Below are 20,140 nucleotides of genomic sequence, written 5' to 3' on the forward strand. Positions count from 1 at the left end.
CGCCAGAACTACTTATGCAGTGCGCGCTCGTTAGCTTGCGCCACCGTCGACGCATCGATGCCCGCCGACGCGCGCGTCCATCCGCCGCCCAGCGCATGGATCAGATCCACGCTTGCCTGCAAGCGCCGCGTGCGGAGCGTTTCGGCATCACGCTGCGCCGACAGCGCCGCGGTCTGCGCGGTGACCACGTCGAGATAGTTGACGATGCCTTCGCGATAACGATTCGTGGCAATGGCCAGCGTTTTCTGCGCCGCGACCACGGCTTGGTCCTCCTGCGCCGCCTCCACGCCGAGATCGCGCAACAACACGAGGTCATCTTCCACCTGGCGGAACGCATCCAGCACAGTCTGACGGTAATTGGCGGAAGCCGCCGCGAACTCCGCGTGCGCCTGGCGCAATTGTGCGCGACGCAATCCGGCGTCGAACACATCCAGCGTCGCCTGCGGCCCGAGCGACCAGAACCGGTTGCCGAGGGAAAGCAGGTTGCCCATGCCCGTGTCCTGGAACCCATAGCTGCCCGACAGGCTCAGGTCCGGAAAGAATGCCGCGCGCGCCACGCCGATACCGGCATTGGCCGCGAATACCCGGCGTTCTGCCGCGGCAATGTCGGGTCGGCGCTCCAGCAACGTGGAAGGCAAGCCGGGCGGCGTGACGGGCACCTGCGGCTGTTGCTGCTGCGCTGCCATCGAGAAACTGGACGCGGGAACACCGACCAGGCTGGCGATGGCATGCTCGACCAGCGCGCGCTGCGCCAGCACCTCGGTCACCTGCGCCTGGGCATCGTGCAGCTGTGCCTGCGCACGCGATACGTCCATGCCGGAAGCGATACCGCCTGCATGGCGGTTCTCGGTCAGTTGCAGCGCGCGTCCATAGGCTTTGAGCGTGCCTTGCAGGATAGCGGTCTGGATGTCGTAGCCACGCAACCGCACGTAATCTTCCGCCAGCTGTGTTTCAAGGCTCAGCTTGGCCGACGCAAGGTCGGCCTGGGCCGCTTGCGACAAGGCGTGGCCCTCGCTGACTTCGTTGCGGACGCGCCCCCACAGGTCGAGGTCGTAATCGGCCTCGAGCCCCACCGTATCGCTATCGTATTCATTGGGCTGATCGCTGCCGCGCAGCGGGCGGTTGTTGGACTGCCGCGCGCGCATGGGGCTGACCATCGCGCCGAGGTGCGGAAACAGTCCTGAGTTCAACTGGCTCTCAAAGGCACGCGCCGTGTCATAGCGAGCCAGCGCCGCCGCAAGGCCGGGATTGTCCTGGTCGAGCCTGGTTTCCAATTGGTCGAGCTGGCTGTCGCCATACACGGACCACCATTTTCCGCGCGGCTGCCGATCCGAAGGCATCGCCACCTTCCAGGCCGTGCCGGCTTCCTTGTACGAAGTCGGCATCGGCGGCAACGCCGGTGTGCGATAGGCCGGTGCCAGCGAACAGCCGCCGAGCAACGCGGTCGCGAATACACCGGCCAGCAAATGATCAACGCGCCGCATTGCGGCCGCTCTCCAACGCCACGTTATTTTCTGCGTCTGCGCTTTCCACGCGCACCTTGTCGCCGTCCATCAGTGAATCCGGCGGGTTTTCGATCACTTTGTCGGAAGGAACCAGACCTTGGTCGATCTGTAGCGTCGTGCCCATGTCCACCGCGATGTGCACGTTGTGCAGGCGCGCGCGTCCATTGGCTCCAAGCACCGCCACCTGCGCCCCCTTGGAACGGAAGATCAGCGCACTGGCAGGTACGCTGACCATATTCGCATTTACCGGAATCGCCAGCTGCACGTCGGCGTAGTCGCCCGGCTTGAGCGCCCCGTCCTGATTGTTGGCCACGAATTGCGCGAGCAGGCTGCCGGAATTCTGGTTGATGGCATCGGACGTGCCGAGCAATGTGGCCTGGAATAGGCGGCCCGGCAATTCGGGAACGCTCAAGGTGGCCTTCATCCCCGGTTTGATGGCGCCCGTATTGACCTCTGGCACCGGGACATACAGACGCATGCGGGTGGTATCGGCCACGGTGAACAACTCCGGGCCGCTTTCGTTGTTAGCGGTGATCAAGTCGCCCACGTCGGTACGCCGCGCCACGACGGTACCGGCAAAGGGCGCCACGATGTGCTTGAACGTCTCCAGCGCGTCCAGCCGATCCACGTCGGCCCTGGCCGCCAGCACGGTCGCCTGCGCGGCGGTCGCTTCGCCGCTTTTTTCATCGGCCTCCTGCTTGGACACCGAATCGGAAGCGAGCAGATGCTGCCAGCGTTGCGAGGTGATGGCCGCCAGCCTGGCATCGGCCCGGGCCTTCGCCAGTACGGCCTTTGCCTGCTCCAATTGCTGATCCAGCTCGGGCGTGTCGATGGTGGCGAGCACATCGCCCGCTTTCACCTTGTCGCCGATGTCCTTGTACCAATTTTTGAGATAGCCACCGACACGCGCATGGATAGGCGCGCTATACCATGCGTCGAGATGACCTGGCAGCGTCATGATGTGCTCCTTTGCCGGATCCGATGGCGGCGCCAGGCGCACGGTGGGAATCAGCTGCGCGTCGGTCCATTGCACCAGCTCGTGCTGCTCGTGGTAACGGACCGCCAGGCCCACGATGATGACCAGCACGGCCACTATCGCAGCACCCGTGCCAAAGGCCTTCAAACGCGGCGGTTTCTGGACGACCTCTACAGTGGCGGGATTATGCGACATGGGGAATTCCGGAAACGGGGTCTGGGGAGGGTGCCCGCTGCTCGCGGCCGTGCACGATGGTGAACACCACCGGCACAAACAGCAGCGTGGCGCAGGTAGCAAATACGAGGCCGCCGATCACGGCACGGCCAAGCGGCGAGTTCTGCTCATGCGCCAATGCCATTGGCAACATGCCGATGATCATCGCCAATGCCGTCATGCATACCGGACGGAAGCGGGTAAAGCCGGCTTCCAGCGCGGCCTTCATGGCGTCGCCGTGCTCGGCCAGGCGCTCGCGCGCGAAACTCACCACCAGGATCGAGTTGGCAGTCGCCACGCCCATGCACATGATCGCGCCGGTCAATGCCGGCACCGACAAGGTTGTATGCGTGACGAAAAGCATCCACACGATGCCAGCCAACGCCGCAGGCAGAGCGGTAATGATCACGAACGGATCGAGCCAGGATTGGAAGTTGACCACGATCAGCATGTAGATCAGCACGATTGCGCCGAGCAGGCCGAACAACAGGCCGGCGAAGGCCTCGTTCATGGCGGTGACCTGGCCGAGCAGGCTCACGATGGAACCCTTCGGGCGATCTTTCGCGGCGGCATCGAGTACCTTCTGGATGTCGCCGGACACCGCGCCCAGGTCGCGCCCCTGCACCGATGCATAGATGTCGAACGATGGCGCAATGTTGTAGTGGCTGACCACCGCCGGACTGGAGGTACGCTTGATCGTCGCCAGCGCGCCAAGCACCTGCCGGGCGCCGGTGGTGGACGAAGTGACCGGCAGGCTTTGCAAGTCGGCCAGCGTATCCATCCGGTATTGCGGTGTCTGCGCGACCACCGCATAGGACACGCCATTGGCGGGATTGAGCCAGAACACCGGCGCCACCTGCAGGCTGCCGGCCAGTGACGCCACCATGCTATCGGTGACGTCGTGCTCGGTAATGCCCAGTTCGTCGGCTCGCATACGATTGACGTCTACGTTCAACTGTGGGGCACCGGTCGACTGTTGCAGGCGTACATCGGCGATACCGGGAATCGCGCGCATCCGGCGCAACAGATGAATCGCGTAAGCCTCGTTGGCGTCGCTGTTGCGGCCGGATACTTTCACATCCAGGGGCGCCGGCGCACCGAAGTTGAGGATCTGGCTGGCCATGTCGGCGGGCAGGAACGCGAAGCTGGTGCCTGGAAATTCACGCGGCAACGCTTCGCGCAGTTTCTTCACGAACGCATCGCTCGAGTCATGACCTTCTTTCAGCAGTACCTGGATGTCGCCATCCTGCGGCCCGATCGTACCGCTGTTGTTGTAGACCATATTGGTGCCGCTGAGCGGAAGGCCGATATTGTCGATGATGCTGTCCAATTGGTCCGGCGGAATCACCCGGCGGATGGCCGTCTCGATGTGATCGAACTCCGCCGCGCTGTCTTCGATGCGCGTGCCCACCGGAGCGCGCACATGGATGGCGATGGCGCCCGATTCGGTGGACGGGAAGAAATCCCGCCCAAGGAACGGCACCAGGGCGAACGACGCGATCACCACCGCAAGGAAGCCGATCACGAACGGACGGCGCGACGTCAGCGCGAGCGACAGCGTGCCGTAGTAGGTATCGCGGATCTTCGAGAAACGGTGTTCAAACTTCTGCTGGAAAGCCACCATCGCACGAAGCAGCTTGCTGCCCTGCTTGTACGGATGCTGGTCGCCTTCGTGATGGTCGACGTAGAGGTCTTCCGGATGGCTGCCGGGTCCTTGTTCCAGAACATGTGGCTTGAGCAGGTACATCGCCATGGTCGGCACCAGCGTGCGCGACAGCACGAATGACGACGCCATCGCGAAGATCACCGCCAGCGCCATGGGCCGGAACAGGAAGCCGGCAATGCCGTTGAGCATGAACATCGGCACGAATACGATGCAGATGCATAGCAACGACACGAAGGCCGGCGTCACGATCTGCCTGGCACCATCCATGATGGCGGTATGCACGTCCTTGCCCTGCTCCAGATGCCAGTTGATGTTCTCGATGGTGACAGTGGCATCGTCCACCAGGATGCCCACCGCCAGGGCCAAGCCGCCCAGCGTCATCACGTTGAGCGTCTGCCCGAACACCGCCAGCAGCGCGATCGCCGACAGCACGGCAAGCGGAATCGATACCGCAATGATGACCGTCGAGCGCCAGCTGCCAAGAAAGATGAGGATCATCACCGACGTCAGCAGCGCGGCGATGATGCCTTCGCGCGCCACCGATGCGATCGCGCTGCGCACGAATATCGACTGGTCACCCAGCAATTTCACTTTCAATGAAGGCGGCAGTGTTTCTTCCGCCAGCGGCAGCAATTTCTTGATGCCCGCCACGACTGCCAGGGTCGATACATTGCCGCCTTTCAGGGCCGGCATCAGCACGGCACGATGGCCATCGACGCGCACCACATTCTCTTGCGGTGGCGACCCATCGCGCACGTGCGCGACTTGACCGATGGTGATGGTGGCGCCATCGACAGTCTTGATCGGCAGATTGTTGAGCTCGTCGATCGCAGCGGGACTGTCGTTGAGATTGACCGTGTATTCGTAGCGCCCGATTTTCACATCGCCGACCGGCACGATCTGGTTCTGCGCAGCCAGCGCGTTGCCCACATCCTGGGCGGACAAGCCCTTGGCCGCCAGCGCCTGGGGATCGAGGTCCAGCATGATCTGGCGCTGCTTGCCGCCATAAGGCGTGGGGATCGCCACCCCGGGCACCGATATCAGCATCGGCCGCATGAAGTTTTGCGCCAGATCGCGGATCTTCTGCTCGCTCAGCCGCGTGCTCGACAGTGCCATCTGCAGCACCGGCACGGTGGAAGCGTTGTAGTTGATGATCTGCGGCGGCGTGATGCCGGGCGGCATCTGCTTGAGCACGGTCTGCGAGATCGAGGTGACCTGCGCGGTCGCGGTGCGAACGTCCACGCCGGGCTGGAAGAAAATCTTCACTACGCCGATACCTGGCAACGATTGCGATTCGATATGCTCGATATCGCTCACCGTCGAAGTCAGCGAACGTTCGTAGTAATAGATCACGCGGCCGGACATCGCACTCGGCGACAAGCCGTTGTACGTCCATACCACGCTGATCACGGGAATGCCGATGTTCGGGAAAATATCGGTGGGCGTGCGCAGCGCGGCGAGCGGGCCCACGATCAGGATGAACAACGCAAGGACGATGAAGGTATAGGGGCGCGCGAGCGCGATCCGAACAAGACCCAGCATGCGATGGTTCCGACGGCACGGCCAAGGGAAGGCCATTATCGGGACAGGCTTGGCCGGGCGCCTTTCGCCGGCATGAAGAATGTTTCATGAAGCCGCCAGGCCGTTCCGAAAGGCGGGATAAATTTCCGTCAAGTTTGCAGGCGACAATCCATGCCAACGATGGTGCCGTCCTGTCCACCCTGGATATGCAGTTCGAAGTCGTGCAGCTTGGCGATGGCCGCGACGATGCTCAAGCCCAGTCCGTGTCCCGGCGTCTCGCGGCTGCCCTCGCCCCGATAGAAACGCTGCCATACCGCCTGGCGCTGCTCGGCGGGAATACCCGGACCGCTGTCCATCACGTCGATGCGCGCCTGGGCCGGTCCGGCGTGGCGCACGCTGAGTGCTACTTTTCCGCCTGCGGGAGTGAATTTGATGGCATTGGCGACCAGATTGCCAAGCGCCTCGAACAGCAGATCGGGGTCGGCCTGCACGATCAATCCCGGCTCGGTCCGCAATACGAACGACTGCTGCCGATCCTCCGCCAACGGTGCGTAAAGCTCGTACACGTGCTGCAAGATTTCGCCCAGATTCACCGCCACGAAACCTTCCCTGCGGCGCCGGTCCTCGAGTTCGGAAATGCGCAGCAACGCACGAAACCGGCCCAGCACTTCGTCGATATCGCCGACGCAATGCTCCACCAGTTCTTTGTTGGGATCTTCTTCCGGTATCTGCTGCTGCGCGCGATAGAGCTGCGAGCGGAGCCGGGTAAGCGGAGTGCGCAGGTCATGGGCAATGTTGTCGCACACGCCTTTCACTTCTCCCATCAACTGCTCGATCTGATCGAGCATGCCATTGACGATAGCAGCGAGGCGATCCAGTTCGTCGCCGCGCTGGCTTACGGGCAGGCGCTGGCGAAGGTCGCCATGCATGATGGGCTGCGTCGCCGTTTCAATTTGCCGGATGCGGCGCCGAGGCGCGCGGTTGAGGATCAGGCCGCCGATGAGTCCCGGTACCAGCGTGAACGACAAACCCCACCACAGTGCGTGCTTGATGATGCCGCTGATGTGGGCGGTCAATCCCGCGGTGTGCGCTAGCGCTAATATGTTGCCGTTGTCGAGGCGACCCGCAATGACGGTGAGATTCTGTTCCAACGGTAAAGCATCCATCGCGATGACCTCGTCGGCATTCACTCGCAACGGTCCGCCGTCGACCTTCAGCTCAGGCGGCAATCGCGCGACGTCGCCGGCGAGCCAGCCCCCATGCGCGTCGAACATGCCCCAGCTGTTGTAGTTGGCGCCTTCGAGCAAGACGTAATCGTCCAATATGGGTTGCAGGCGCGCATGCTCGACGTGGCGCATGAAGTCGATCTGCTGCACCAGATCCCGGTCGGTTCGCACCTGCAGGTATTGCACGGTTTCCCAGTAGATCAGGCCGAGCAGCAAGGTGCCCCAGATTACGAAGAACACGCCGTAGCTGAGCAACAGCCGCGACGTGGTCGCCCGCCAGTGGACGAACCAGTCTTTTACCGGCTTAGCCAAGGCGGTAGCCCGACCCGCGCATGGTGCGGATCAACGAAGGCTCGCCTTCATTGTCGACCTTGCGACGCAGGCGCGCGATGTGCACATCAATGAGATTGGTGCCCGGGTCGAAGCGCAGGCCCCACACGCTTTCGAAAATCATCGCCCGCGTCATTACCTGGCCGGGATAGCGCATCATGAATTCGAGCAGCCGGTATTCCGTGGGCAACAGAGTCAACTCGCGCGCGCCACGTCGCGCCGTGCGACTGATCATATCCAACTCCAAATCGGCCACGCGCAACCTGGTTTGCGCCGGCTGCTCTTGCCGCTGCCGGCGCAGCAGCACTTCGATGCGCGCAGCCATCTCATCCGGGGCGAAGGGTTTGGTGAGATAGTCGTCGCCGCCCGCGCGCAGACCACGCACACGTTCGTCCACGTCGCCGAGCGCACTGATCATCAGCACCGGTGTGGCAATGCCGCGTTCTCGCAACTGCTTGACCAGGGTGAGGCCATCCATGCCGGGCAGCATCAGGTCAAGAGTGATCGCATCGTAATGTGGCTCTTGCGCACGCAGGAGGCCTTGCAGCCCATCGTGCGCGCGGTCGGCGCTTATGCCGTGCGCAGCCAGTTCCAGCACGATTTCCCGGGCGGTGATTTCGTCGTCTTCGATGACCAGAATGTGAGGCATGTGGGTAGCGGACAAACCGTTGCATCGATGCCATAGCGTAAGTCATGGATAGGCTGGCGTGCGTCGCCGATGTTCGTGGGCGATTTTCATCCAGCAAACCCGGACCATGCCGGGCCATGAGCCCTGAACGCAAAACGGCCTCCGCAAGGGAGGCCGTCACAGGCGACTTGTCGGCTGGATGTCACGCCGCGAACAGGCCGCGCATCTTCTTCATGGCGTTGGCTTCGACCTGGCGGATACGCTCGGCCGAAACACCATACTCGTCGGCCAGATCCTGCAGCGTGGCCTTGTCTTCGTTGAGCCAGCGGCGCTGGATGATGTCGCGCGAGCGCTGGTCAAGCTTCTGCAGCGCAGCCGACAGGGTTTCCAGCTCGTTGTCGGACTGGTCGGCATCCGCCACGTTCTCGTAAGGATCGGCACCTTCGTCGATCAGGAATGCCTCGGGCGCCGGCTTGGCATCCTCGTCCGCATCGGCAGGCGCTTCGAAGCCAATGTCGCGACCGGACAGGCGTGATTCCATCTCGCGGACGGTGGCTTCCGGCACACCGAGGTCCTTGGCGACCAGACGCACTTCCTCGGCATTCATCCAGCCCAGGCGCTTCTTGCTTTTGCGCAGGTTGAAGAACAGCTTGCGTTGCGCCTTGGTGGTGGCCACTTTCACGATGCGCCAGTTGCGCAGGATGAACTCGTGCATTTCCGCACGGATCCAGTGCACGGCAAAGCTGACCAGGCGCACGCCCTGGTCGGGATCGAAACGCTTGACCGCCTTCATCAGGCCGATATTGCCTTCCTGGATAAGGTCGGAAAGCTGCAGGCCATAGCCGCTATAGCCACGCGCCACGTGCACAACAAAGCGCAGGTGCGACATCACCAGCTTGCGGGCAGAGGCGAGGTCTTCCTCCGCCTGATAGCGGCGCGACAGACTTTGCTCTTCTTCCTGGCTGAGCACCGGGATGCGGTGAACCGCCGAGATATAGGCATCCAGACTGCCAACGACGCTGGGAACCGGCCAATTAGCCGTCGCCAAGGCTTGGGACATGTTGGAACCTCCTGAATATGGGAATCAGCGTAGCACTCTGGTGGTTGGAGTGCTAAAGGCACTGGCGAGTTCCGGCGCCTTTTATGTACCCAATAGTACACGAATACCCGGGACTTGTCCATGTCGATAGTTGCCGGGGATAGCGGTTTCAAGCATGACTTCTGGGGAGTGAACGCAGGGTTATGCTGTCTTGGACGCCGCCGCGAAGTCTCGCTGCGCCCTCGCCAGACGGTCTTTCCTTGCGAAGGAAGGCCCGGAGCCCCGAGCCTGCGCGGCACCCAGGAGGCCTCTGATACTTCGGCCGGCCGCGCACCATCCGGCGATCGGACTGGGAAATTCAGACGCTTTCGAATTCGGCACGTTGAGGCAATGACCAGTCAATCGGCGCCTTGCCCTGAGCTTCAAGATAGCGATTGGCCGCCGAAAAATGGCCACAACCGATGAAGCCGCGGTGCGCCGACAACGGCGATGGATGCACAGCCTTCAATACCGCATGGCGCCGGGTATCGATCAGTTGCCCTTTGCGCTGGGCATACGAGCCCCACAGCATGAAGACGAGCCCTTCGCGCTCGCGGTTGAGCGCATCGATCGCCGCATCCGTGAAACCTTCCCAACCCTTGCCTTGGTGCGAGGCTGCCAGCCCACGTTCAACCGTCAACACCGCATTGAGCAATAGCACGCCACGATCCGCCCATGGAGTGAGGCAGCCGTGGTCGGGCGCGGAGATGGCCAGGTCGCGCTGGATTTCCTTGAAGATGTTCACCAGCGAAGGCGGCGAAGGCACGCCCGGCCGCACCGAGAAGCACAGGCCATGCGCTTGGCCTGGTCCGTGATAGGGATCCTGGCCGAGGATAACGACACGCACTGCCTCGAATGGCGTATGCGCGAACGCGCTGAAGATTTCCGGTCCCGGCGGATAGATCACCTTGCCGGCGCGTTTTTCGGCACGCAGGAATTCGGCCAGCGCACGCATTTCCAGACGCTGCAGGTAATCGCCGATGCGTTGCTTCCAGGAGGATTCGAGCTTGATCCGTTCTTCGTCGGTCATAGTTTGCTTTCGCGTGCTCGCAAATGTTGCGCCACGCGCAACTGGAACAGCAGCTTGGTGATCAGCAGTTTTTCCTCGACCGGCTTTTCCACGAGGTCGTTGGCGCCCGCGCGGATCAATGCAGCCTGGTTGTCGGGATTTTCGTCGCCGGTCATCACCAGCACTGGTAGCTTGCCCTTGCCGTAGCCAAAATCGCTGCGGATGATCTTGAGCAGATCGCCGCCTGTCAGTTCGCCTTTTAGACTGACATCGGTAAGCACGACGTCGGCGCCGACCGAACCTTGCGAGCGTTCTGCTTCGAGCAGTGCCAGCGCGTCTTCCACGCTCACTACATGGCGCACGGTCAGGCCGATTTTTTCCAGCATGCGGCGGGTGGCAAGCGCCACCACACGGCTGTCTTCCACGTACAGCACCAAACCCTCGGCGGCACTCTCCGGCCGCACATAGCCGCGAATGAATTCGGCCAGCGCCTGGAAACCGAGCGATTTGTCGAAGTAATCAGTGACGTGCTCACCCAGCGCGCGACGATGCAGGCGATCGTCCACGTCGCCCGATACCGCCACGATCGGCACATAGATCTGCGGCGCGGATTCACGTACATAGCGCGCCAGCTCCAAACCATCCATGTCGGGCAGGCGCAGCGCCACGGTAATGAAATCGAACACGCCGCTATCGAGCAGCCGGTGCGCCTCGGCACCACTGCCACAGCCGACCACCTCGGCCTGCGGCAATTCCTTCTGCAGCACGCGCGCGATCAGCTGGCGGACAACCTTGGAGCCATCCACCACCAACACACGTGGCGCGGTGCTGAGGTTGCGGCTGCTGATGCTTGCACTCATCAAGAAATCCCGGTCAATGCGTGGCTTCCGTGCTCAGACGTCGACAGGCGCCCCCTTTGCACCCGTTTGGTTACCTATCTTGCACCACCGCAGATGGAAATGGATGCGACCAACTTCACCGCCTGCGATCCGCCCGCTTATGCAGCTCGGCGCAACTGCCACGCGCTTACCACCCGCGCGCCGAGCCATCCCAGCAGCGCCGCGGCGAACGGTACCGCCAGCAACAGCCACAGCGGCAAACCGCCGACGTGCAACTTCCCTTCGTAAACCTGACTCAACCGCGCCACCGGCCCAGCCAGGGCGAACTCGATCGCCAGCGCCAGCGCCACGGCGAGGAGGCCGCCGAACAGGCCATACCAGATCCCGGCGTACAGATAGGGCCGGCGCACGAAGGCGCGGCTCGCGCCGATGAGCTTCAATACCCCGATTTCCTCGGCACGGCTGGTAATGTCCACGCGCACGGTATTGCCTACTACCAGCAAGACCGCGAGCGCAAACAACGAGGCCAGCGTCAGCACCGCGCGATTGCCAACACCCAGCAGCGCATCGAGTCGCTGCCGCCACGCACCACTGTCCTGCACCATGTCCACGCCTTGCATGCCGCGCAGGTCATCGACCAGATGGCTTACCTGCCCGGCGGACGCGCCATCTTGCGGCTGCACCTCCAATACATAAGGCAGCGGATTGTCGTCCAGCGCATGCAAGGAACCGGAGAACCCTTGCATCTTGCTCAATTCATCCATGCCTTGCTGCGGCGATTTCACGGTGACATTGGCCACGCCCTGGTGCTGCCCGATTTGCTTACCCAGCAGCTGCGCGTTGCCGGCGACCTGATCCTGCTTGAGGAATACGTTGATCACCTGGTTGCGCCCTAGCGCATCGCCCAGCGATTGCACGTTGGACAGCAGCATGTAAAACGCCAGCGGCAGCGCGAGCGCCAACCCCATCACCGCGATCGTAAGCAAGCTCCCCACCGGCCTGGCGGCGAGGCGGCGCAAGCTCGCCCCGGCGCTCCAGCCGTGATGTTCGCGCCAGCTGGACACTGGGCGGCGATGATTGCGCTCACTGCGCGCCGGGATGGGTGCATCCGCATCGGTCGATGCGCTCATAGCACCTCCTCCGCCGACACATCCGCTACCAGGCGGCCATGGTCGAGCACCACCACGCGCTTCTTCATGCGCTTGATCAGCGGCAGGTCATGGCTGGCGACCAGCACGGTGGTACCCACCTGCTGGAATTCAGCGAACAGGCCCATGATTTCCACCGCCAGTTGCGGATCGAGATTGCCGGTAGGCTCGTCGGCAATCAGCACGCTCGGCTTGGCGACGATGGCGCGGGCGATTCCCACGCGCTGCTGCTCGCCGGTGGAAAGCGATGCAGGCAACTGACGCTCGTAGTCGAGCAGCCCGACTTTCTCCAGCGCGGCGCGCACGCGCCGGCCGCGCTCCTGCGGCGCGATGCCGCCGATCACCAGCGGCAATTCGACATTGGCGAATACGCTGCGATCCATCAGCAGGCGATGATCCTGGAACACCATGCCCAGGCTTCGGCGCAATTTGGGAATGCCGCTCTGGCCGATCTTCGCCAGGCTCTTTCCGTCGAGCATGATCTGCCCATGCGAAGGGCGTTCGATCAGCGCCAGCAATTTGAGCAGCGTGCTCTTGCCTGCGCCGGAATGCCCGGTCACGAAAGCCATTTCGCCCGTGGCGACTTCGAACGTGAGTTGGGAGAGAGCTTCATGGCCCCCTTCGTAGCGCTTGCTGACCTGGTCGAAGCGGATCACCGCGTCCCTCACCTAACCCTTGCCAATGGCGGCAAGGATAAGGGAAGCGTTGAGGTTATGCGCAAATTTGCTCAGGGCGTCGCCACAAATCGCGGTGACGACGCGGGTACGGTTCAGCGGCCGGTGAACAGGCGCGTGAGGCGCCGGAAAAAGCCCTGCTTCTTCGGTGAGACATGCTCGCCGGAAGGCGACTGCGCCACCACCTGGCGCGACGGGCGACTGCCGCCGGCCGCCGGCGGCGCCGTGCTGCTGGCGGCGGCCTCGTTACCTGGCGCGCCGCCGGCATGGCGGCGGCCACGACCGCCGCGGCGACGGCGACGCTTGCCTTCACCGCCGATCGCATCCTGTCGCGGCGACGTGGATGGATCCGCAGGCTTTGCTTCCACTTTCACGACCACGGCCTCTTCCGTTTCCGTGCGCGGCTTGCGCGGACGGTCCTCGCGCCGTCGCTGCGACGAGCCGGGCTGCGAAGAACGCTCCCCGCTGCGGCCGCCCTGCCGCCGCGGACCGCCTGGCTTCTTGTCGCCCTCGCGTGGCGTCACCTTGTCGCCGAAGGCCGCGCTATCGGCGGCCGCTTCCGCCGCAAACTGCGCGTCGACCTGCCTGGGCTGCGGCATTACCAGCAGTTCCGGGGCAATCGTCGCGACCGGAATCTTCTGGCCGATGTATTCCTCGATCTCCGGCAGCGACATGGCATACAGGTCGCAGGCAAAACTGATCGCATCTCCCTCGGCGCCCAGGCGCGCGGTGCGGCCGATGCGATGTACGTAATCCTCCGCGTCCTGCGGCAGGTCGTAATTGAACACGTGGCTGACCGCGGGGATGTGCAGACCGCGTGCCGCCACGTCGGTGCAGACGAGAATGTCCAGCTGGCCATCCTGGAACCGCTGCAGCAGCTTTTGCCGTTTCAGCTGCGGCACGTCGCCGGACAGCGCGCCCACGCGATAGCCCTGCCGCTTCACGCGATCGGTAATGCGCTCGGCCGCGGCTTTGGTATTCACGAAGATGATGCTGCGCGATGCCGACGCCTGCTCCAGCAAGTTCAGCAGCAGCGGCAGTTTTTCTTCCTTGGCCGGGAAATAGACCTGCTGGCGCACGCGATCGGCAGTGACGTTGTCGGTCTCCACCACCAGCTTCTCGGCGTTGTGCATGTGCTCATACGCCAGCTCCAGTACGCGGTGCGAAAGCGTGGCGGAAAACAGCAGCACCTGGCGTTGCTCGCGCGCGGGCAGGCGCCGGAAGATGAAGCGCACGTCCTTGATGAAACCGAGATCGAACATGCGGTCGGCTTCGTCGACCACCATTACTTCGACGCCGTTGAGACCGAATACGTTCTGCTTGTAGTAGTCGAGCAGGCGTCCGGGCGTGGCGATGATGATGTCGCAGCCGTCCTTGAGCAGTTGGCGCTGCTTGTCGTAGTCGACCCCGCCGTAGATCAGCGCGGTACGCAGGCCGGTATGGCGCCCGATGTTCTTGGCGTCCTTTTCGATCTGGATCGCCAGTTCGCGGGTCGGCGCGATGATCAGTGCGCGCGGATCGGAATCCTTGCGCTCGGCCACCGCCGGCTGGGTCAGCAGGCGGTTCATCAGGGCGACCAGGAAAGCGCAGGTCTTGCCGGTGCCGGTCTGCGCCTGGCCGGCGACATCGCGGCCGGTCAGCGCCACCGGCAGGCTCAACGCCTGGATCGGCGTGCAACGCGCGAATCCTGCCGCGTCCAGGCCCTGCTGAAGCAGCGGATGCAAGTCGAATTGGGTGAAAAAAGTTTCAGTAAGTACGGTTTGGGACATGAATGGGAATCTGGTACAGGCTCGCGACGAGGCGCGCGGCCCGGTCCCGCAGTCAGTCTGGCAACCTTGGGACAGGTGGATGGATGCGACGCGCCTGGCAGCGGCGCCGAAAGGAGGAAATGCCCGCTGCAGTCCCGCCAGCATAGGTGAAACAGCTCATCAAGCGGCCTCACCTATGCCAACCGGACACGTCGCGGTTGCCCTTGAATCGCTTGAATCGAATCCCGACTTAGGCTGGAATGGAACGCAAGCCGCAACGGCCACGTTTTCATTCCCGGATCGATCCGCGCCTCGAGGGCACTCGCTAGTGTACCCGATGATCGGCACGCGGTCTTAACCCCACCCGCCTTAGCCCTGGAGACCCACGGTGAGCGACCTTATCAGCCATGTGAGCGACGATGCCTTCGACCAGGAGGTACTGAAGTCCGATACCCCGGTCCTGCTGGATTTCTGGGCCGAATGGTGCGGCCCCTGCAAGGCGATCGCCCCGGTGCTGGACGATCTGGCCAAGCAATACGAAGGCAAGCTGCGCGTGGTGAAGCTGAACATCGACCACAATCAGAAAACCCCCCGTACCTACGGCGTGCGCGGCATTCCCACCCTGATGGTGTTCAAGAACGGCAAGGTGGAAGCAACCCAGATCGGCGCGGTCAGCAAAGGCCAGCTGGTCCAGATGATCGACAAGGCCATCTGACCCAAGCCGGGCTGGGAGACGTAAATCCGGGAACGTCGAAAGCGAAGCGTTCCTCCGATTTTTGATTTTCCTCCCGGCCTGGTTGGCTCCCCGTTGCAGCTGCCCTTTACGGCGCTGCGCGGCGGGTGCTAGATTCCGTACTCAGTTGGGGCTGTCCTGGCCCCCGCGCATTCCGCGCAACGCTCGTCCTCCCTCCTGTAATCAACGGCGCCCCGTGAGGTTTGCCCGTGTCCGATATCGAAAGCAAAGATTCTTCCGACGCTACCCGCGCCGATGCCAAGCCTGCGGGCGAAACGCCTACGCGCACCCGTGCGCCGCGACGATCCGCTGCCGCGTCCGCCGAAGCCAACGCCCGCAGCGAAAAGCCGGCCGAAGCCCCGGCTCCCGTCGCCGAACGCCCTGCTCCACCGGTCGAAGCGCGCACGGCATCACCAGCGCCTGCGCCCGCGGCGCCTGCGCAGGAATCCCTGCGCTATGGCAATGGACCGTCCAGCAATGGGCCATCCAACGACGCCCAGGAGCCGCGTGAAAATGGCCCGGGCGGCAACCCGAACGGCCCCTACCAGGGCCAGAACAACAACGATCGCCGCAATGATCGCAACGACCGCAACCGCCGCCGCCGCCACGAGCGTGGCCAGCGTCCGCCGGGCCAGGGCGGTCCGCCGCGCAACCCGCACGGTCTGCCGGTGGATGACGAGAATGCCGACATCGGCAGCAACGATCGCGTCATCAACCTCACCGAACTGAAGCGCAAGAACCCGGTGCAGCTGCTGGAATTCGCCGAATCGCTCGGCATCCAGGAAGGCGTCGCCCGCCAGCGCCGCCAGGACGTGATCTTCAACATCCTCAAGGCGCATGCCCGCTCCGGCGGTGGCATCTGGGCCGAAGGCGTGCTGGAAATCCTGCAGGACGGCTTCGGCTTCCTGCGCTCGGCCGACGAGTCCTACCTGGCCGGTCCCGATGACATCTACGTCTCGCCCAGCCAGATCCGCCGCTTCAACCTGCGCACCGGCGACTACATCACCGGCCGCGTGCGCCATCCGAAGGAAGGCGAGCGCTACTTCGCGCTGCTGAAGGTCGACGACATCAACGGCGATCCGCCGGAAGCATCCAAGAACAAGATGCTGTTCGAGAACCTCACGCCGCTGTTTCCGCGCAAGGCGTTCAAGCTCGAGCGCGGCAATGGCTCGAGCGAGGACATCACCGGACGCATCCTGGACCTGGTGGCGCCGATCGGTCGCGGCCAGCGCGGACTGATCGTGTCGCAGCCCAAGTCCGGTAAGACGATGATGCTGCAAAACATCGCGCAGGCCATCACGTACAACCATCCCGATGCGCATCTGATCATGCTGTTGATCGACGAGCGTCCGGAAGAAGTCACGGAAATCGCCCGCACCGTCCGCGCCGAAGTGATCAGCTCCACCTTCGACGAACCGGCGGTACGCCACGTACAGGTCGCCGAAATGGTGATCGAGCGTGCCAAGCGTCTGGTCGAGCACAAGAAAGACGTAGTGATCCTGCTCGATTCGATCACGCGCCTGGCGCGCGCCTACAACACCGTCGTACCAAGCTCCGGCAAGGTGCTCACCGGCGGCGTGGATGCCAATGCGCTACAGCGTCCGAAACGCTTCTTCGGCGCCGCGCGTAACGTGGAAGAAGGCGGCTCGCTCACCATCATCGCCACCGCGCTGATCGAGACCGGCAGCAAGATGGACGAGGTGATCTACGAAGAGTTCAAGGGCACTGGCAACATGGAAGTGCACCTGTCGCGGCGCATCTCCGAAAAGCGCGTGTATCCGGCCATCGACATCAATCGCTCCGGCACGCGCCGCGAAGACTTGCTGATCGAGCCGGACCTGCTCGCCAAGATCTGGATCCTGCGCAAGCTGCTGCATCCGATGGATGAATTGGCGGCGATGGAATTCATGCTCGACAAAATGAAGAACACCAAGTCCAACGACGAGTTCTTCAATTCGATGAAGCGCTGACCTTTATCGGAATGTTCCAGGAAAAGGCCGCCGCAAGGCGGCTTTTTCCTGTTCCATGCAAGCAGATGAAAGACGCGGAACAGGCGCGAACCTTACGCCAATATTTCATTGCCGCCTTCAACGCCGCGGCGGCTGGATAAAGCGCGAAATGCCATGTTATTAACTGCTACGATCTTGGCACTCCCCACTGTTTGCGCCGTATGCGAATCCTGTTAGTCGAAGACGATCCCCTGGTTTCCGATGCCATCGTGCGCGGCCTGGCTACCGCAGGCTATGTGGTCGATGCCGTGGGCGAGGCGGAATCGGTGCAGGGTCGCCTGGATACCGTGCATTACGATTTGGCCATCATCGACCTGGGTTTGCCGGGCGAGGACGGCTTCGCCCTGGTGCGCCGGCTGCGCCGCGACGGCAGCCCGTTGCCGCTGCTGATCGTGACCGCCCGCGACGGATTGGACGATCGCGTCACGGCGCTGGATCTCGGCGCCGACGATTACCTGGTCAAGCCCTTTGCGCTACCCGAACTGGCGGCGCGCTGCCGCGCGCTGATCCGTCGCGCCACCGCGGCAGCCGCCAACGAAATGGCAGTGGGACGCCTGCGTATCGATCTTGCCGGCCGCCGCGCCATCGACCATACCGGCCACGTGCTCGAACTCACCCGCCGCGAATGGTCGATCCTGGAGTGCCTGGCCCACCACAGTGGGCGCGTGGTGAGCAAGGAACGCCTGATCCAGGCCATCGTAAGCTGGGACGAGGAGATTTCCGGCAACGCCATCGAAGTGCACGTTTCGCGCTTGCGCGCGAAGCTGGGCGATGCGGCCACGGTACGCGGCATCCGCGGCCTCGGCTATCGCCTTGACGATGCCTAGGACCGCCACCCGCTCTCCATCGCGTGCGCCGAGCATCCGCGGCCGTTTGCTCGGCTACTTGTTGCTGCCGCTGGTGCTGTTGTTGGTCGCCAGCATCTGGGCCGACCATCGCACCTACGTCACCCCCATGTACGATGTTTTCGACCGCGCGCTGTCACGTGCGGCAGTGGCCATCGCCGCGCACGTGCGACGGGAACCGGATGGGCAATTGCACGTCGAAAAGCTGGATACCGGCTCGATCCCGCTGCACTTTCCCGGCACGCATCCGCCGCCGCCATACAACAATGCCTTCCAGCATCGCAGGCCGCCCATCCGCCTGGACGACGACCGGCCAACCTCGTGGATGCGCCTGTATCCTGGCGCCAGGGACAATTTCCTCTACCGCGTCAGCCTGCCGGATGGCCGCACGCTGGCAGGCGATGATGGTTTGCCTATCGCCAACGGCGAGGTGGTCGAAAACCTCACTTATGGCGACATCACCTACAAGCAACTCGCCCTGCGCATCGCCAGTTACCACACGGAAGTAAGCGGACAACCCCTAGTGGTCACGGTGGGTGAAACGGTGCATCGGCGCGACATCGTGGTACGCAGGCTGGATACCGTCATCGGCCTCAGCGATGGCATCCAGCTGTTGCTGGTGCTTGGATTGTGTCTGTTCGGCATCACTGTGGCGTTGCGTCCGATCAATCGCCTGCGCGAACAGCTTATGCATCGGCAACCGCAATCATTGCAGCCGCTTCCGCTGGATCCCGTGCCGGGAGAGGTACGCCCGCTGGTGGAATCGCTCAATAGCCTGCTGGTCGCCGTGCGTGATTCCACCGTGGCGCAGCAGCATTTCCTGACCAACGCCGCACACCAGCTGCGCACGCCGCTGACCGGCTTGAAAGCGCAACTGGAAGTGCTGGCGAACGAGAGCGGCGACCAGGTCCAGCAGGAGCGCATCGCGCGGCTGCAGGACAGCGTCAATCGCCTGGCCCACACTGCCAATCAACTGCTCGCACTGGCACGCGCCGAGCCTTCCGCACATGGGCCTGGCGACTTCGTTGCGATCCAGCTCGACGCGCTGATCGGCACCGTCGCCGATGCCATGCTGGACCGTGCCCTGGCACAGAACATCGATCTGGGCGCGGAATGCGAGCCGGTGCAGGTGCACGGCGTCTACTGGCTGCTGCACGAGCTGCTGATCAACCTCCTCGACAACGCCATCCGCCATACGCCGCAGGGTGGCCGCATCACGCTCCGCTGCGGTCTCCACCATGGCGCGCCGTATCTCGAAGTGGAGGACAGCGGCCCGGGTATCCCATTGGCCGAGCGCGAGCGCGTGCGCGAGCGTTTCTATCGCGCCGCCGGCAGCGACAGCCAGAGCAGCGGCCTGGGGCTGGCCATCGTCGAGGAAATCGCCCGCAGCCACCGCGCGCGGTTCGAGATCCTCGATGCGCAGGAAGGCCCCGGGGCGCGGATGCGCATCGCGTTTCCGGTGCATCAAGGCTAGGTGTTGCGATTCGATAGGTTGTTCATCCGGCTGTGGTGAAGGAAGCTGAGGTTGTCGAGACATCAGTAACCCGCGCCAGGGAACCGGATGAACAGCCATAAGCATGCCCGATTGACGTTGCAAGGTCGAAAGCGATTGATGATCCGTATCGCGGCCCATGGGGTGCCTTGGGCGGCGCAGGAAGCGGGTATCTCCGAACGCACGGCCCGCAAGTGGCTGGCGCGTTATCGTGATGAAGGCCAAGCCGGATTGGTGGATCGTTCCAGTCGTCCGCGCCGATTGCGCGCGTCCCTGACGATCGACCAACGGGCCAAGGCGTGCGCGCTACGAAGCGAACGCCAGACCATTCGGGAGGTGGCCGGTCACGTCGCCGCAGCGGTCTCCACCGTGCGACGTTGGCTCGCCAGCCAGGGCATGAACCGACTGCCACCGTTGCAGCCGCCGATGCCGATTCGCCGCTATGAACACGACGCCCCCGGTGACCTGCTGCACCTGGATATCAAGAAGCTGGGCCGGAT

Annotated in this window: 16 protein-coding genes; 5 read left to right on the forward strand and 11 right to left on the reverse strand. The window is 63.3% G+C overall.

Annotated elements, in window-relative coordinates:
* Positions 1-8: 8 nt before the first annotated feature.
* From ISP15_RS07305 to ISP15_RS07355, 11 genes are all read right to left on the reverse strand, one after another.
* A complete protein-coding gene (locus ISP15_RS07305; protein ID WP_404546546.1) occupies positions 9-1,484 on the reverse strand; it encodes an efflux transporter outer membrane subunit in 1,476 nt (491 codons plus the stop codon).
* Entirely contained in the window at positions 1,471-2,676 is a 1,206-nt protein-coding gene (locus ISP15_RS07310) for an efflux RND transporter periplasmic adaptor subunit (protein ID WP_404546548.1), read from the reverse strand. Before ISP15_RS07310 ends, ISP15_RS07305 begins: the two co-directional genes overlap by 14 nt.
* Complete coding sequence (locus ISP15_RS07315) at positions 2,666-5,902, reverse strand: efflux RND transporter permease subunit (RefSeq protein WP_404546549.1); 3,237 nt, start codon at positions 5,900-5,902, stop codon at positions 2,666-2,668. Before ISP15_RS07315 ends, ISP15_RS07310 begins: the two co-directional genes overlap by 11 nt.
* 128 nt (positions 5,903-6,030) lie before the next feature.
* Positions 6,031-7,419 carry a sensor histidine kinase gene (locus ISP15_RS07320; protein ID WP_404546550.1) on the reverse strand — a complete coding sequence of 463 codons (1,389 nt, stop codon included), beginning with the start codon at positions 7,417-7,419 and terminating at the stop codon, positions 6,031-6,033.
* Positions 7,412-8,086 carry a response regulator transcription factor gene (locus ISP15_RS07325; protein WP_404546551.1) on the reverse strand — a complete coding sequence of 225 codons (675 nt, stop codon included), beginning with the start codon at positions 8,084-8,086 and terminating at the stop codon, positions 7,412-7,414. The genes ISP15_RS07320 and ISP15_RS07325 overlap by 8 nt, the downstream gene beginning before the upstream one ends.
* 181 nt (positions 8,087-8,267) lie before the next feature.
* On the reverse strand, positions 8,268-9,125 hold the full coding sequence (gene rpoH / locus ISP15_RS07330; protein WP_404546552.1) for an RNA polymerase sigma factor RpoH: 858 nt from the start codon (positions 9,123-9,125) through the stop codon (positions 8,268-8,270).
* Between the two features lie 337 nt (positions 9,126-9,462).
* Positions 9,463-10,173 (reverse strand): uracil-DNA glycosylase, encoded by a 711-nt coding sequence (gene ung / locus ISP15_RS07335; RefSeq protein ID WP_404546553.1) that lies wholly within the window; start codon positions 10,171-10,173, stop codon positions 9,463-9,465.
* Positions 10,170-11,012 (reverse strand): response regulator, encoded by an 843-nt coding sequence (locus ISP15_RS07340; protein ID WP_404546554.1) that lies wholly within the window; start codon positions 11,010-11,012, stop codon positions 10,170-10,172. Before ISP15_RS07340 ends, ung begins: the two co-directional genes overlap by 4 nt.
* A gap of 137 nt (positions 11,013-11,149) precedes the next feature.
* The gene (gene ftsX, locus ISP15_RS07345; RefSeq protein WP_404546555.1) at positions 11,150-12,121 is read right to left on the reverse strand and encodes a permease-like cell division protein FtsX; all 972 of its coding nucleotides are present in this window, start codon (positions 12,119-12,121) and stop codon (positions 11,150-11,152) included.
* On the reverse strand, positions 12,118-12,795 hold the full coding sequence (gene ftsE / locus ISP15_RS07350; RefSeq protein ID WP_404546556.1) for a cell division ATP-binding protein FtsE: 678 nt from the start codon (positions 12,793-12,795) through the stop codon (positions 12,118-12,120). The genes ftsX and ftsE overlap by 4 nt, the downstream gene beginning before the upstream one ends.
* A gap of 113 nt (positions 12,796-12,908) precedes the next feature.
* The gene (locus ISP15_RS07355; protein WP_404546557.1) at positions 12,909-14,582 is read right to left on the reverse strand and encodes a DEAD/DEAH box helicase; all 1,674 of its coding nucleotides are present in this window, start codon (positions 14,580-14,582) and stop codon (positions 12,909-12,911) included.
* A 367-nt stretch (positions 14,583-14,949) separates the two neighbouring features.
* On the opposite strand from ISP15_RS07355, the gene trxA reads away from it, so the two are divergent.
* The 5 genes from trxA to ISP15_RS07380 all read left to right on the forward strand — a co-directional run.
* On the forward strand, positions 14,950-15,276 hold the full coding sequence (gene trxA / locus ISP15_RS07360) for a thioredoxin TrxA (protein WP_404546559.1): 327 nt from the start codon (positions 14,950-14,952) through the stop codon (positions 15,274-15,276).
* A 227-nt stretch (positions 15,277-15,503) separates the two neighbouring features.
* Complete coding sequence (gene rho, locus ISP15_RS07365; RefSeq protein ID WP_404546560.1) at positions 15,504-17,264, forward strand: transcription termination factor Rho; 1,761 nt, start codon at positions 15,504-15,506, stop codon at positions 17,262-17,264.
* A gap of 200 nt (positions 17,265-17,464) precedes the next feature.
* Positions 17,465-18,130, forward strand: coding sequence for a response regulator (locus ISP15_RS07370; protein WP_404546561.1), 666 nt, complete (start codon positions 17,465-17,467; stop codon positions 18,128-18,130).
* Complete coding sequence (locus ISP15_RS07375; RefSeq protein WP_404546562.1) at positions 18,123-19,622, forward strand: sensor histidine kinase; 1,500 nt, start codon at positions 18,123-18,125, stop codon at positions 19,620-19,622. Before ISP15_RS07370 ends, ISP15_RS07375 begins: the two co-directional genes overlap by 8 nt.
* Before the next feature lie 87 nt (positions 19,623-19,709).
* The coding region (locus ISP15_RS07380) for a leucine zipper domain-containing protein (RefSeq protein ID WP_404546563.1) at positions 19,710-20,140 on the forward strand (431 nt) is incomplete at its 3' end.

This window comes from Dyella jejuensis, from assembly GCF_044904675.1.
GTDB classification, from domain to species: Bacteria; Pseudomonadota; Gammaproteobacteria; order Xanthomonadales; family Rhodanobacteraceae; genus Dyella_B; species Dyella_B jejuensis.